Genomic DNA, 13,976 nt, shown 5'->3' with positions numbered 1-13,976 from the left:
CAACTCCACGAGTCTACCCGGCCGGAAGGCCGCCCCAAAGTCGATCAGACCCGGACTACCTCACAGGCCCGTCCGATGCCGCTGACTCACTGCTCCTCGAAGAGGCTCGTCACCGAACCGTCCTCGAACACCTCACGCAGCGCACGGGCGATCGTCGGTGCCATCGACAGCACCGTGATCTTGTCCAGCTCCAGCTCCGAAGGCGTCGGCAGCGTATTCGTGAACACGAACTCGCTCACCTTCGAATTCTTCAGCCGGTCCGCCGCCGGACCCGACAGCACACCGTGCGTCGCCGTCACGATGACGTCCGAGGCGCCATTCGCGAACAGCGCGTCCGCCGCCGCGCAGATCGTGCCACCGGTGTCGATCATGTCGTCGACCAGGACACACACCCGGTCCTTCACATCGCCGACGACCTCATGGACCGTGACCTGGTTCGCCACGTCCTTGTCGCGCCGCTTGTGCACGATCGCCAGCGGCGCGCCCAGACGGTCACACCAGCGGTCCGCCACCCGCACCCGGCCCGCGTCCGGCGACACGACCGTCAGCTTCTCGCGGTCCACCTTCGCGCCCACGTAGTCCGCAAGGACCGGCAGCGCGAAAAGGTGATCCACCGGGCCGTCGAAGAAGCCCATGATCTGGTCGGTGTGCAGATCCACCGTCACGACACGGTCCGCACCCGCCGTCTTCATGAGATCCGCGATCAGCCGCGCCGAAATCGGCTCACGGCCACGGTGCTTCTTGTCCTGCCGCGCATAACCGTAGAACGGCACGACCACGGTGATGCTCCGGGCCGAGGCCCGCTTCAGCGCATCAATCATGATCAGCTGTTCCATGATCCACTTATTGATCGGAGCCGTGTGGCTCTGAATCAAAAAGCAGTCCGCGCCACGCGCCGACTCCTGATAGCGGACATAGATCTCGCCATTGGCGAAGTCGAATGCCTTCGTCGGGACCAGGCCCACACCCAGCTGGTGCGCGACCTCCTCGGCAAGCTCGGGGTGGGCGCGGCCGGAGAAGAGCATCAGCTTCTTCTCGCCGGTCGTCTTGATCCCGGTCACAGCAAATCTCCTCGAATCACAGTTTGCGTGCGCTCATCACGGTACGCCCCGCACGGCGTGCCCTCTGCACGATCACCGCTCGCCCTCGGACTCCTGGCGAGCAGCCGAAGCCGCCTGCGCGGCGGCACTTCCAGGCCGCTTGCGCGCGACCCAACCCTCGATATTCCGCTGCTGGCCACGGGCGACCGCCAGCGAACCCGGGGGCACATCCTTGGTGATAACCGAGCCGGCGGCCGTATAAGCGCCGTCCCCGATCGTGACCGGAGCCACAAACATGTTGTCCGACCCCGTCCTGCAATGTGAACCGACCGTCGTGTGGTGCTTTGCCTCACCGTCGTAGTTCACAAAGACACTCGCCGCACCGATATTGGTGAACTCACCAATCGTCGCATCCCCCACATACGAAAGGTGCGGCACCTTCGTACCCTCGCCGATCGATGCGTTCTTCATCTCCACGTACGCACCGGCCTTCGACTTCGGGCCAAGATCCGTTCCCGGACGCAGATAGGCGTAAGGCCCGACATTCGCCCCGTCGCCGATACGCGCACCCTCGGCCACCGTGAAGGACGCCACCGCGCCCGCGCCCACCGACGTATCCGTCAGCCGGGAATGCGGACCCACCTCGGCACCCGACGCGATATGCGTGGCACCCAGCAGCTGCGTCCCCGGATGGACCGTCGCGTCGGGCTCGAACGTCACCGACACATCCACCCACGTCGACGCCGGGTCCACCACCGTCACACCGGCCAGCATCGCCTGCTCCAGCAGCCGGTCGTTCAGCAGCCGCCGCGCCTGTGCCAGCTGCACCCGGTTGTTGATCCCCAGGATCTCCCGGTGATCGCCGGCCACCGCCGCACCGACCCGGTGCCCGGCCTCCCGCACGATGCCCAGCACATCGGTGAGGTACTCCTCGCCCTGGCTGTTGTCCGTACGCACCTTGCCGAGCGCGTCGACCAGCAGCCGGCCGTCGAAGGCGAACACCCCGGAGTTGATCTCCCGGATCGCCCGCTGCGCCACGCTCGCGTCCTTGTGCTCGACGATCGCGGTCACCGCGCCGGAGCTCTCCTCGCGCACGATGCGCCCGTAGCCCGTGGCGTCCGGCACCTCGGCCGACAGCACCGTGACGGCATTGCCGTCCGCGGCGTGCGTGTCACCGAGCAGCCGGAGCGTCCCGCCGGTCAGCAGCGGGGTGTCGCCACAGACGACGATCACCGTGCCGTCGATGGCCACACCGCTCTGGCTCAGCTCCTCCAGAGCCGTACGCACCGCGTGACCGGTGCCGTTCTGCTCGTGCTGCACGGCGGTGCGCACGTCGGGATCGACCTCGGAGAGATGTGCCTGCACCTGTTCACGGGCGTGGCCGACGACCACGACGAGATGCTCGGGGTCCAGCTCACGGGAGGCGGCGACGACATGGCCGACGAGGGAGCGGCCACTGACGGTGTGCAGGACCTTCGGTGTGGCCGACTTCATGCGGGTGCCCTCACCCGCTGCGAGAACGACGACGGCTGCCGGGCGGTTGGCGCTCACGGGGATGCCCTTCGGCTTCTTGGCTACTTCGGGTGGTGGTCATCCGAAGGATACCGGTGCGTATTGCAGCCGAAACGCGGGCGGGTCCTGACGTGGTGGTCAGGACCCGGAAATTCGCCCGTTGTGCATGTGCTCCCCTGCCAGGACTCGAACCCGGACATAAGGCACCAAAAGCCTCAGTGCTGCCAATTACACCACAGGGGATGGTTAAGCGACCCAAACCGGACATCTCGTCAGTCCGGCCGCTTGGCACCCAACACTATGCCGTACCACCAGCCTTCGATGCGACGGTATAGGTCAGCGCATTGCCGCACCCGGAGGAGCGGCCCGGCGCGATCCGGATCCGGTCGGATATCGGGCCCCGCTCGCGCAGCTCGCGGTCCCGGGGGCGGGCGCCCGTAGGCTGGTCGGTATGACCGCGACGGGGGCAAGTGAAGGTGTGGGCGCGCGGGGTGCGCCGGTGACCGGGCCGTGGTGGTGGGCCCGGCGGCGGAGTGCCGTGCTGGACGTGGTGCTGGCGGTGGCGTCCGCGGTGGAGTGCGCGTTCGAGGGCGCGCGGTTCGCCTCGGGGGCGCAGCTGCCCGAGCTGGTCGGCGTGCTGCTCGGCCTGCTGGCGGGGTCGGTGCTGTTGGTGCGCCGGCGCTGGCCGGTGGTGGTGGTGCTGGTCTCGATAGCGGTGATCCCGGCGGAGATGGGCGGGCTGCTGAGCACGGTGGGGCTGTACACGCTCGCCGCGTCGGATGTGCCGCGCCGGATCACGGGGTTGCTGGCGGGGATGACCGTGGCGGGGACGTTGGTGACGACGTTCCTCAGCTTGCGGCAGGACGTGCTGGCGCAGGAGGACTTCCAGCCGCCGATGTGGCTGCTGCCGGCGATGTCGCTGGCGCTGGGGCTGGTGCTGACGGCGCCGCCGGTGCTGTGGGGGCTGTATGTCGGGGCCCGGCGGCGGCTCGTGGAGAGCCTGCGGGAGCGGGCGGACGGGCTGGAGCGCGAGCTGTCGCTGCTGGCGGACCGGGCCGAGGAGCGGGCGGAGTGGGCCCGTAACGAGGAGCGGACGCGGATCGCGCGGGAGATGCACGATGTGGTCGCCCACCGGGTGAGCCTGATGGTGGTGCATGCGGCGGCGTTGCAGGCGGTGGCGCTGAAGGACCCGGAGAAGGCGTCGAAGAACGCGGGGCTGGTCGGCGACATGGGGCGGCAGGCGCTGACCGAGCTGCGGGAGATGCTGGGGGTGCTGCGGACGGCCGACGGGGCGGCGGTGCGGGGCGCCGCGGCGTCCGGTGCGCCGGAGCGGCTGGCGGCGGTGGCTTCCCGGGCCGGGGCGCAGGCGACGGTGCAGGCGCGCTCGCCGGAGGCGGCCGTGGTGGCGGAGACCGCGGGGGACGGCGGTCCTGAGGGCGGTGCGCCGGCGCCGGCTGCCGCCGAGGCGGATTCCGAGGGGCCGTATCTGGCGGAGCTCGGGGATCTGGTGGGCCAGTCCCGGGCGGCCGGGATGGTCGTCGAGCTGACGGTGGACGGGGCCGCCGAGGGGGAGCCGGCGGCTGCCGCCGGGCAGCGGTATGCGCCGCCGGTGGAGCGGACCGTCTACCGGGTGGTGCAGGAGGCGCTCACGAATGTGCACAAGCATGCGCCGGGGGCGCGGGCGCGGGTGCGGCTGGCGCACCGGGAGGGTGAGCTCGCGGTGCAGGTCGAGAACGGCCCCTGCGAGGGCGGCGTGGCCGATGCGGGGCTGCCGAGCGGCGGCAACGGCCTGGTGGGGATGCGGGAGCGGGTGACGGCACTGGGCGGCGTGTTCGTGTCGGGCCCGACGGAGGCCGGTGGCTTCCGGGTGTCGGCGGTGCTGCCGGCGGCCTCCGCGGTGAGCTGACACCGCCGTACGCGGGGCCGCGGCGGCTCAGTCGCCGGTGTGGCCCGCGACGCCCAGCCGTACGGGCCGGGACCCCAGCACGAGGACCCCCAGCGCACTGTCGATGTCCGGTCCCAGGTACCAGTCGCCGGTGTGGTCGAGGCTGTAGACGCGGCCTTCGGTGTCGATGGCGAGGACGGCCTGGCCGTAGGTGTCGCCGTCGTGGGTGGTGAGTTCTTCGCGGCCCAGGGGAGCCACGTCGGTCTCCAGGGCGCGGCCGAGGTCGCCGAGGGTGCGGGCGAGGTGGAGGCCGTGCAGCGGGTCGACGGCGAAGGGGGTGGGGGCGATGTGCCGGCCGGGCCCGGGCCCGGCGATGTGCAGTCCGCCGAATTCGGCCCAGGCCTCGACGGCGGCGGGGAAGACGGTGTGGCGGTGGCCCGCGGGGGAGGTGTGGGCGCGGAGGGTGTCGGCCCAGTGTTCCGCCTGCTTTATGTCCCAGCGGCCGGGATGCCAGCCGGCTTCGTGGAGGGCGACGTCGACGGCGACGGGGAAGCGCGTCGAGTCGGTCCGGTCGTGGGCGGGGGTGCGGGGGCCGGGGGTGGTGGGCGGCATGGTGACGGTCAGCTTCCTGTGGGCGTGGTGCCGCTGATGGGCATGACGCCGAAGTGGGCGAGGAGGGCGTCGCAGGAGCGGCAGGGCGGGGCGTAGCTGCCGTGCTGGGGGTCGCCGTCCTCGCGGATGTGGCGTGCGGTGAGTTTGGAGTGTTTGAGGGAGCGGCGGGCTTCGCCGTTGGTGAGGGGTTTGCGGGAGGCGCGTTTGCCGCGGTTGCCCTCGACGGCGGTGAGGTGCCGGGAGAGCAGGACGGCTTCGGGGCAGCGTCCGGTGAAACGTTCGCGTTGTGCGGTGGCGAGGGTGTCGAGGAAGTCCTGGACGAGGGGGTGCAGGGCGGGGGGCTGTTCGGCCTTGCTCGCGGTACAGGTGAGCGTTTGTCCGCGTACTGACAGGGCGGCGCCGATGGTGGGGAGGATGCCGTCGCGGCGTTGGTGGAGGGCGGGTGCGCCGTCGGCGGTGCCGCTCCAGCCGATGCGGGGGTCGCCGGCGGCTGAGTTGTGGTGGCGTGCAGTGGTGCTCATGGTGGTGCTTTCCCTCCCCGAATCCCCGTGTAGCTGGGGGTCCCCCCGCCGTAGGTGGGGGAGGGTCAGCCTGCCAAATGTGCTGGGTGTTGCGGTAGTCGGGCGGGCTGTCGGTGATCTCACCGCGGGCTGACGGGGCGTCGGTCGTGGGGCAACGGGGCTGGTGGGCGGGGTGGTGCGCGGGGGGCTCGGGGGTGGTGGGGCGGTGGGTGACGTCGGTGTGTCGCGGGGCTGACGGACAGGGGCGGGGGAGGGGGGACGGCGTGGCGGTACGGCTTAGGCTGTGCTCCAAAGCCAGCTTCAGCCAGGGGGCAAGCGCGATGACGACAGGTCGGCAAGGGCTGGGGGCACTCCCCGGCCCCCGGGCGGCGGGACATGCCGCGCCACCGAATTCGGCCTATGCCGGGCAGGTCGTGCATTTTCCGGATCCGGTCCGTGCCGCACGGTACCCCGCCGGTGTGCGGATGGACGAACGGGGATTCCCGGAGTTCTCGCCGTATGCGCGCGCGGCGGCGGAGATCGCCGAGCCGCCGGAGGGTTTCGGCGTCGATGAACTGCGGCTGACGGACTATGTCTCGGCGAACGCGGCCCTGCACGCGCAGGGGCACGAGCTCTGGATAGATGTGCCGGCGGTGGCCACGCCGCACGGCTGGACCTGGCATCACGTGGCCGGCACCCGGCGGATGGAGCTGATCCCGGTCGAGGTGAAGGCGCTGCTGCGGCATCACGGCGGGCTGGCGACGGCCGCCGTGGCGCACGACAAGCGCGGTACCCGCCCGTTGCAGGAGACGCGGCCGGCGCACTTCGGGCTGCCGCACCGTGATCTGTCCGTGGGCGAGGAGCAGTTGGCGCAGGCCGAGGAGGCGCTGGGCTACCGGCTGCCGGGCGCCTACCGGTCGTTTTTGAAGGCGGCGGGCGGGTGTGCGCCCGTGGGCGCGGCGCTGGACGCGGAGTTGGGGCTGCTGGTCGACCAGCCGTTCTTCACGGTGCGCGATGACGCGGCGGTCAACGACCTGCTCTATGTGAACAAGTGCCTGCGGGACCACTTCACCAAGGACTATCTGGGCGTGGCGTTCGTGCAGGGCGGTGTGGTCGCGGTGAAGGTGCGCGGCGAGGCGCTCGGCTCGGTGTGGTTCTGCCCGTACGACGATGCGCGGGACCAGGACGGGTGGACGGTGCAGGAGCGGGTCGAGCGGCTGTTGTTGCCGTGCGGCGCGGATTTCGATGACTTTCTCCAGCGGCTGGCGGGCAATCCGCCGGAGCTGGAGACGGTGGCGGATCTGATGGTCGACGGCGGTTTCGCGTACGCGGTCGCGGTGGGGGGTTGAGCGCGGTGGTGACGTTCGCGCAGGCGCAGGAGCGCGCCGAGCGGTGGGTGAACGGCGAGGTGCCGGCGGCGCTCCACCGTGAGGTGCGGGTGCGGGAGTTCGACCTGGGCTTCGTGGCCTGGGCCGAGGACCGGGAGGGTGGTCCGGCGACCGATGGCGGCCGGGCCCGGCTGGTGATCGCGCGGGACAGCGGGGAGACGACGCTGTGGCCGGGGCTGCCGGTGGGCGAGGTGATCCGGCGTTACGAGGAGGAGTACGGCGCCGCTGCGGACGGCGGCGTGGCCGAGGCGCCGCCGCAGCGGATCGACCTGGAGGCCACCTCGTTCCTGCTGACGCCGCCGGAGTGGTTGCAGGAGGCGGCGGACGCGCGGGGCGTTCCGGAGCAGCGGGGCGCGGGCGGCGAGCAGGCCCCGGCGGCGGCTGTACCGCCGGCCGTTCCCGCTCCTGCGCCCGCGCCCGCGCCCGGGCCCGCGGCGTCGGCGTCCGATGCCTGGGCCGAGGTGAGTGTCAACGGCACGGACGGCGTGGCCGCGCAGAGCGGTGCGCAGGCGGCGGAGACGGGCCCGGGGGCCGGTGCCGCCGGTGTGCCGGCGCCGTGGGCCGACGCGGACACCACCTCCGGCGCGGGGGGTGAGGACCGTTCGGTGGGGCTGCCCGCGACGGTGTTCGCGCCGCCGCTGGCCGGTTTCGACGAGGAGGACGAGGCCCCGTCGGCGCCGCGGGCCCGGCCGGAGGCCAAGACCGAACTTCTGCACGGCGGCAGTCAGTTGCCGCGTACGCAGGTCGCTCCCGCGCTGGATCTGCCGGAGGACGGGGCCCGGCCCGGCGGCGGTCCGCTGCCGCCGCCGATGCCGCCCGCGCCGCCGGCCGCCGCTCCGGCGCCGGATCTGCCGCCGCCGTCGGGCCCGCCGGTCACCGATGTGCCGCCCCCGCCGGGTGCCGGTACGCCCGCCGCGGCCGGGCCGGCTGTGCCGCCTGCCGGTGCGCCGCCCGCACCGCCCGTGGGCGGTGGGGTGCATGCCGCCGCGACGATGCTGGCCGACGGCTCCTCGCTGCCCGGTAACGCCGCCGCGGGCCCGCCCCCGCCGCCCGCCGCGCCCGGTCCGCCGCAGCACGCCGACGGAGGCGACGCCGGGGTGCGCCCGTCCGGCGGCCCCGCGGCGTCCGGCCCCGGTGCGCCCGGAGTGCCGGCCGGTGGTTATGTGCCGACGCAGATGGTCTCGCAACTGGACGCGGCGGAAGTGGATCTCAGCGCGGTGGACGGACCGGGCGGCGCGGACGGGTCCGGCTCCGGTGGCGCGGGTTCCCCCGCGGCCGGCGGCCCCGGGTCCGGCGGGGTGCATGCCGCCGCGACGATGCTCGCCGACGGCGCGTCCCTTCAGGCGCCCCTCGGGGGTGCGGGCGGTGCCGCCGCCGGCCCCGGGGTGCCGCCGCCGCCCTCGCCGCCCGGTGTGCCGGGCGTACCCAAGCCTCCCGGTCCGCCCGGTAAGCCCGGGGTGCCCGCGGACGGCCGGAACTCCGGCGGTCAGGGCGGTCCGCCCCCGCCGCCCGCCCCGCCGCCCGCCGCGGGTGGTGCCGGCGGCGGCGTACACGCGGCGGCCACGATGCTGGCCGGCGGTGCGGCGCTGCCCGACGGCGGTCCCGGCGGGCCGGGTGTCCCCCCGTCGGCCGGTCCCACGGCCCCGCCCGCGGCGCCGCCCGGCCCTCCGCAGGGCCCGCCCGCTGCGCCGGGCCCCGGCGGCGGTGCGTACGGCTACCCGCAGGCGCCGAGCGGTCAGCCGACGGTCGGTCCGGGCTATATGGCCGTGCTGAGCTACCGCGCGCCGGACGGGTCCGAGCAGAAGATCGTGCGCCGTTCCGCGCCCGGTACGCCGCACCCGGAGTGGCAGCTGCTGCACGAGCTGCGCGGGATGAACGTGCCGCCGCAGCAGGTGCTGGAGCTGCACACCGAGCTGGAGTGCTGTGATCTGCCGGGTGGCTACTGCGCCCGGATGATCCGGGACAACTGGCCGCAGGTGCGGATCAGCCACACCGCCGCGTACGGCCGCGACCATGCCTCGCGCCAGCAGGGCGTACGGCATCTCGTCGAGCATCAGGGCGAGTTGCACCAGGTCGCGGACGGTCCGGCGCGGCCGGCGCCGGTGCGGGTGCCGCTGCCGCATCCGTCGCAGGTGCCTCCGGTGCCGCCGGTGCCCCCGCAGGTGATCGGGCAGGAGCTGGAGCAGGCGTTCGGCCCGCAGGCCCTGTTCCGTTTCGATCAGCGGGCGGTCTCCCGGCACGGGGTGCCCGATGTGGTGGCGCAGATGCTGGTCTGGGCCGGGCTGCCGGTCGACTTCGGGCCGTTCTTCTGGGCGCAGGCGCAGCCGCACCGCCCGGTGCCGACGCTGGCGGAGCTGGCGGCGGAGCGGATGGTGCAGCCGGCCGCGGACGCCGGTTCGTATCTGGTGATGGGCAACGACTTCGGCCGTCAGCTGTGTGTGCAGTACGGGACCGCGCACATCGTGGCGGTGCCCATGGAGGCCGGGCCGGGCGGTCAGCCGGCGACACCGCAGTTCGTGAACTCGGGGCTGCCGGAGTTCGTGCGCTGTCTGGCGATGCTGGGACGGATGTGGCGGCTGCGGTACGGGCTGACGCCGGAGCAGGCGGGCCGCTGGACCGTCGACTTCCAGGCGCAGCTGGTCGCCCTGGACCCGCCCGCGCTGGGGTCGCCGGAGACCTGGTGGTCGGTCCTGCTGGAACAGATGTGGGACGGGCTGCTGTAGGGGGTGTCGTTTGGATCATGGCGGGCTCGCGGGGTCTGGCACGCCCGCTCGCGGCGTTGTCGTCACTCTTCCCCAAGCTCTCGACTTCGCTCGAGCAGGGGAGACCCCACCCGCTCCGCGTCGACTCCCTCCTCCGCCTTGCGATCGCACGCACCAGACCCCGCTCCCTGATCCGCCCTGATCCAAACGACACCCCCTAGCGGTGCGTCACCGGCCCGGCGGCGGGTGCTGCCGCCGGGCCGGGTCAGGGCGCTCGACCTGCGGCATGGGCCGGGCGCCCTGACCATGCGTATATGGGCCGTCCGATACCCCCGCTGTCGCAGGCGTCGTCGACGACGCTGTACCGGGCAGGGCGCCCGCGGTGGTGGCACCGCGGGCCGACGGGCCGGCCGCCGCGCAGGCCGGGGCCGCGCCGCCGCCGGCGGGCGTGGCTCACCTGGACCCTGGTGACGCTGCTGGTGCTGGTCGCCCTGGTGGTCGCGGGCGGCGCCTGGCTGTACGTCTCCGCGGGGCGGCAGCTCCAGCACGTCGACGCACTGGGCGACTACGCCGGGCGTCCGGCCGCGGGCAAGGGCACGAACTGGCTGCTGGTCGGTACGGACAGCCGTTCCGCGCTGACCCCGGAGCAGCGCGAGGAGCTGCACGTCGGCAACAACGAGGTGCAGAACACCGACACGATCATGGTGCTGCACTCCGGTGAGCACGGCCCCACGCTGGTCAGCCTGCCGCGCGACAGCTACGTCCCGATACCCGGCCATGGCAGCCGGAAGATCAACGAGGCATATGCGGACGGCGGCCCGCAGCTGCTCACCCGAACGGTGGAGCAGGCGACCGGACTGCGGATCGACCGCTATGCCGAGGTGAACTTCCTGGGGTTCGTCCAGGTCGTGGACGCGGTGGACGGGGTGCGGCTGTGTCTGGACGCGCCGCTGAAGGACGAGAAGTCGGGCGCGGACTTCGCGGCCGGCTGCCATCGGATGAACGGCGCCGAGGCGCTGGCGTTCGTACGGGCCCGGTATGCCGACCCGGAGGGTGACCTCGGACGGGTGAAGCGTCAGCGGCAGTTGCTCGGTGCGGTGGCGGAGGAGATGGCCGCCCCGTCGGTGCTCCTCGACCCGGGCCGGTTCCAGCGCGTGCGGGACGCCTCGCTGGCGGCGCTGGTCGTGGACGACGGCGCGGACATGGCGCGGGTGCTGGATATGGGCTGGTCGATGAAGCAGATCGCCGGGGGCGACGGTACCGCGACGACGGTTCCGGTGAACCGGCCCGGAGTGATGGTCAGTGGTGTCGGGTCGGTGCTGCCGTGGAACGAGAGCGGTGCACGGGAGTTGTTCGGGGCGCTGCGCCACGACGACCGGATTCCGACTTCTGGCACCAAATAACGCATCCTGGTGGGGTGGATGGGGTGAAGTGTCGCGAGGGTGCGATCTCGCACCGATTCCCAGGGAAGTGCGCATAACGGCACAGTCCTGCACGCAACGATGTGAATGAGCGCGAAGGCCGCGGATCGCACGACGGCCGCCGCGGCGGAGAGGGGCTTGAGGATGAGTGCATCGGTTTCGCCTCACGGGTTCGAGACCGTACGAGGGCGTGGCTACCGGCCGGAGGACGTGGACCGCCGCGTCGAGGGGCTCTCGGTCGACCGGGACTCCTGCTGGGAGCGCGCCGCGCGGCTCACGGTCCTGTCCAACGAGATGGCGGCCGAACTCACCGAACTGCAAGAGCGGGTGGCGCAGTTGCCACCGCAGACCTATGCCTCGCTCGGCAGCGAGGCCCGGCTGATCCTGACGACCGCGGAGTCCGAGGCGGCGCGGCTGCGGGCCGGGGCACAGCAGGCGGACGAGGAGATCCGGGACGCGGCCGCGGTGTACGCGGACGAGGTCCGGGAGGCGGCCGACCAGGCGGCGAACGCGCGGCGCGACGAGGCGGAGACCCGGGCCCGCCGCACGGGCGAGGCGGCGCGGGGAGAGGCCACGGAGCTGGTGACCGTGGCGACCGAGGAGGCCGGGAAGCTGCGGGAGGAGGCGGCCGCGGAGCTGGCGGAGGTGCACCGGCGGACCGCGCAGCTGCTGCGCGACCAGGAGAAGCGGCAGGCCGACGAGTGGGACGCGGCCGGGCGGGAGATCGCGGAGCGGGAGGCGGAGACCGACCGCCTCGTCGCGGAGCTGGACGCCCGCGGGAAGACCGCCCGCGCCGACAGCGAGCGGCTCTATGCGGAGGCCGAGGAGGCCGCCCGGCACCGTCAGGAGGACGCCGAGGACCGCGGCGCCGGTCTGCTGGCCCAGGCCGAGGCCGAGGTGGAGCGCATCGAGCGCACCACGGCACGGATCCTGCGGGAACATGACGCGGAGCGCGAAGAGGTCCGCACCCATATGACCCATGTACGCAACAGCCTGGCCGCGCTCACCGGGAAGACGCCGGTACCGGACGAGGAGGACGGGACGCCGGGCCACGGGCGGGAAGCCGCCGCCCCGGAGGCCGCCGGCCCCGACGAGGAGGACACCCTGGAGACGCAGCTGCCCCGCGCGGGCGGCGCGGCGGGCGCCTGACGTACGGCGACCCCGCTGCCCGGGCGCCTGACGTACGGTCACCGCCACCGCCACCGCCCGGACGCCGCTCTTGTCAGGCCCCGGCCTGCCCGCCCTCGCCCGTGCCCGTGCCCTCACCTGCGCCCGTGGTCGTGCCCGTGCCGCCGGTTTCCGTGTGCACCGGGAAGCGCCGCGGTGCCAGCAGCAGGGCGAGCAGCGCGAGCGCGGCGGCCGCGGCGGCGCCGAGGTAGACATGGTCGACCGTGGTGTCGACGGCGCGGCGGAGGTAGTCGGTGGCCTGCGCGGTGAGGCCGGCGGGGTGTGCCAGCGCGCGGGAGACCGCGTCGAGGTCGTCGGGCAGGCCGGGGCGAATGCCCGAAGGGGCGTGCGCGAGGCGGTCGTTGAGGGTGGCGTTGGCGAGGGCGCCGAACAGCGCGGCACCGAGTGACTGCCCGACCTGGCGGCAGAAGAGTATGGAGGCGGTGGCGGTGCCGCGCTCCCGGTAGCCGACGGAGGACTGCACGCCGATGATCAGCGGGAGCTGGAAGAGGCCGAGGGCCGCACCGAGCGTCAGCATGATCAGCGCGGGCTGCCAGGCCGCGCCGGGGTAGGGCAACAGAGGGAAGGCGAGCAGGACCAGACCGGCCGCGCCGATGCCGAGCATCGAGCAGGTGCGGATGCCGACCCGGTTGTAGACCTGGCTGCTGAGGGCGGCCGAGACCGGCCAGCTCAGCATCATCACCGACAGCACGAAGCCGGCCGCGGTCGGGCTCAGGCCCAGCACCGACTGGGCGTAGGTGGGCAGGAACACCGTCGGGGCGACCATCAGCAGGCCCAGGGCGCCCAGTGCGAGGTTGACGGCGGAGATGGTGCGGCGGCGCCACACCCAGCCGGGAATGATCGGCTCCGCGGCCCGGCGCTCGATGAGCACGGTGAGTGCCGCGCACCCCGCGCTGCCGGCGAACAGCAGCAGTGACGGGGTGGAGAGCCAGGCCCAGGCCACCCCGCCCTGGACCAGGGCGGTCAGCAGCAGCCCGCCGCAGGCGAAGATCGCCAGCGCGCCGGGCCAGTCCACCCGGGGGCGGGCGCCGGGTTCCGGCCGGTTCCGCTGCGGCTCGGTGAAGTGCCGCCCGATCAGCCAGAGGGCGACCGCGCCCACCGGCACATTGATCAGGAAGATCCAGCGCCAGTCCGCGTAGGCGGCGAGCAGGCCGCCCAGGGCGGGCCCGGCGACCGCCGAGGTGGCCCAGACGCTGGAGATCCTGGCCTGGATCTTGGGGCGTTCCTTCATCGGGTAGAGGTCGGCGGCGATGGTCTGGACGGTGCCCTGGAGGGCGCCGCCGCCCAGGCCCTGCACCACTCGGAAGGCGATCAGCGAGGCCATGTCCCAGGCGCCGGCGCAGGCCAGCGAGCCGACGAGGAAGAGCACGATGCCGGTGATCAGGACGGCCTTGCGGCCGAAGGTGTCGGAGAGCTTGCCGTAGACCGGCAGGGTGACGGTGACGGCCAGCAGATAGCCGGAGAACAGCCAGGAGAACACCGCGAAGCCGCCGAGGTCGCCGACGATCTGCGGGACGGCGGTGGCGAGGATCGTCGAGTCGAGCGCGGCCAGCGCCATACCGAGCATCAGGGCGGCGACGACGGGGCGGGGCGGCGGGCCCGTGGGCGGCGGGGCCGGTGCGCGCAGCGTGCCCCTGTTTCCGGTACGTCGCGTACTTCCGCTCACCGTGCCCCCTCCTGAGTTCCTTGTAAGGTGCACCCTTCCACGGGAGCGGGGGGTGCGGAACC

General features: G+C 73.1%; 10 protein-coding genes and 1 tRNA gene. 5 read left to right on the top strand and 6 right to left on the bottom strand.

The genetic code is table 11. From position 1 onward, the window contains the following. Window positions 1-86 precede the first annotated feature (86 nt). The 3 genes from CP981_RS15890 to CP981_RS15880 form a co-directional block, all read right to left on the bottom strand. A complete protein-coding gene (locus tag CP981_RS15890) occupies window positions 87-1,061 on the bottom strand; it encodes a ribose-phosphate diphosphokinase (RefSeq protein ID WP_018091057.1) in 975 nt (324 codons plus the stop codon). 72 nt (window positions 1,062-1,133) lie between these two features. Next, window positions 1,134-2,591 (bottom strand): bifunctional UDP-N-acetylglucosamine diphosphorylase/glucosamine-1-phosphate N-acetyltransferase GlmU, encoded by a 1,458-nt coding sequence (glmU, locus tag CP981_RS15885; protein WP_085926432.1) that lies wholly within the window; start codon window positions 2,589-2,591, stop codon window positions 1,134-1,136. Between the two features lie 132 nt (window positions 2,592-2,723). Next, window positions 2,724-2,795: transfer RNA gene (locus tag CP981_RS15880), tRNA-Gln, on the bottom strand. 208 nt (window positions 2,796-3,003) lie between these two features. Between CP981_RS15880 and CP981_RS15875 the strand changes: the two genes are divergently transcribed. Beyond that, window positions 3,004-4,458, top strand: coding sequence for a sensor histidine kinase (locus tag CP981_RS15875; protein WP_244329668.1), 1,455 nt, complete (start codon window positions 3,004-3,006; stop codon window positions 4,456-4,458). Window positions 4,459-4,485: 27 nt separating this feature from the next. Here CP981_RS15875 and CP981_RS15870 read toward each other — a convergent pair whose 3' ends face one another. Together CP981_RS15870 and CP981_RS15865 are read right to left on the bottom strand one after the other, a co-directional pair. Beyond that, window positions 4,486-5,049 (bottom strand): SUKH-3 domain-containing protein, encoded by a 564-nt coding sequence (locus CP981_RS15870; protein ID WP_085926430.1) that lies wholly within the window; start codon window positions 5,047-5,049, stop codon window positions 4,486-4,488. Between the two features lie 8 nt (window positions 5,050-5,057). Then, the gene (locus tag CP981_RS15865) at window positions 5,058-5,570 is read right to left on the bottom strand and encodes a YwqJ-related putative deaminase (RefSeq protein ID WP_085926429.1); all 513 of its coding nucleotides are present in this window, start codon (window positions 5,568-5,570) and stop codon (window positions 5,058-5,060) included. Between the two features lie 320 nt (window positions 5,571-5,890). Between CP981_RS15865 and CP981_RS15860 the strand changes: the two genes are divergently transcribed. The 4 genes from CP981_RS15860 to CP981_RS15845 all read left to right on the top strand — a co-directional run bounded on the left by CP981_RS15860 (window position 5,891) and on the right by CP981_RS15845 (window position 12,209). Next, entirely contained in the window at window positions 5,891-6,898 is a 1,008-nt protein-coding gene (locus CP981_RS15860; protein WP_042156374.1) for an SMI1/KNR4 family protein, read from the top strand. Window positions 6,899-6,903: 5 nt separating this feature from the next. Then, a complete protein-coding gene (locus tag CP981_RS15855; RefSeq protein ID WP_208853063.1) occupies window positions 6,904-9,660 on the top strand; it encodes an SUKH-4 family immunity protein in 2,757 nt (918 codons plus the stop codon). Window positions 9,661-10,106: 446 nt separating this feature from the next. Next, complete coding sequence (locus CP981_RS15850) at window positions 10,107-11,042, top strand: LCP family protein (RefSeq protein ID WP_085926307.1); 936 nt, start codon at window positions 10,107-10,109, stop codon at window positions 11,040-11,042. A gap of 162 nt (window positions 11,043-11,204) precedes the next feature. Next, window positions 11,205-12,209: a coiled-coil domain-containing protein gene (locus CP981_RS15845; RefSeq protein ID WP_085926308.1), complete on the top strand. Its 1,005-nt coding sequence runs from the start codon at window positions 11,205-11,207 to the stop codon at window positions 12,207-12,209. A 73-nt stretch (window positions 12,210-12,282) separates the two neighbouring features. Here the strand turns inward: CP981_RS15845 and CP981_RS15840 are convergent, their stop codons facing one another. After that, on the bottom strand, window positions 12,283-13,914 hold the full coding sequence (locus CP981_RS15840) for an MFS transporter (protein ID WP_425282134.1): 1,632 nt from the start codon (window positions 13,912-13,914) through the stop codon (window positions 12,283-12,285). Window positions 13,915-13,976 lie beyond the last annotated feature (62 nt).

This window comes from Streptomyces platensis (assembly GCF_008704855.1).
GTDB lineage: Bacteria > Actinomycetota > Actinomycetes > Streptomycetales > Streptomycetaceae > Streptomyces > Streptomyces platensis.
Note: the sequence above shows the minus strand (reverse complement) of the source record. Positions and strands in the feature narration are given on the sequence as shown.

Bases quoted from the DNA above. Each gene is read 5' to 3' on its own strand.
- CP981_RS15860 (WP_042156374.1), top strand. From the start codon at position 5,891: ATGACGACAGGTCGGCAAGGGCTGGGGGCACTCCCCGGCCCCCGGGCG.
- CP981_RS15845 (WP_085926308.1), top strand. From the start codon at position 11,205: ATGAGTGCATCGGTTTCGCCTCACGGGTTCGAGACCGTACGAGGGCGT.
- CP981_RS15875 (WP_244329668.1), top strand. From the start codon at position 3,004: ATGACCGCGACGGGGGCAAGTGAAGGTGTGGGCGCGCGGGGTGCGCCG.
- CP981_RS15865 (WP_085926429.1), bottom strand. From the start codon at position 5,570: ATGAGCACCACTGCACGCCACCACAACTCAGCCGCCGGCGACCCCCGC.
- CP981_RS15870 (WP_085926430.1), bottom strand. From the start codon at position 5,049: ATGCCGCCCACCACCCCCGGCCCCCGCACCCCCGCCCACGACCGGACC.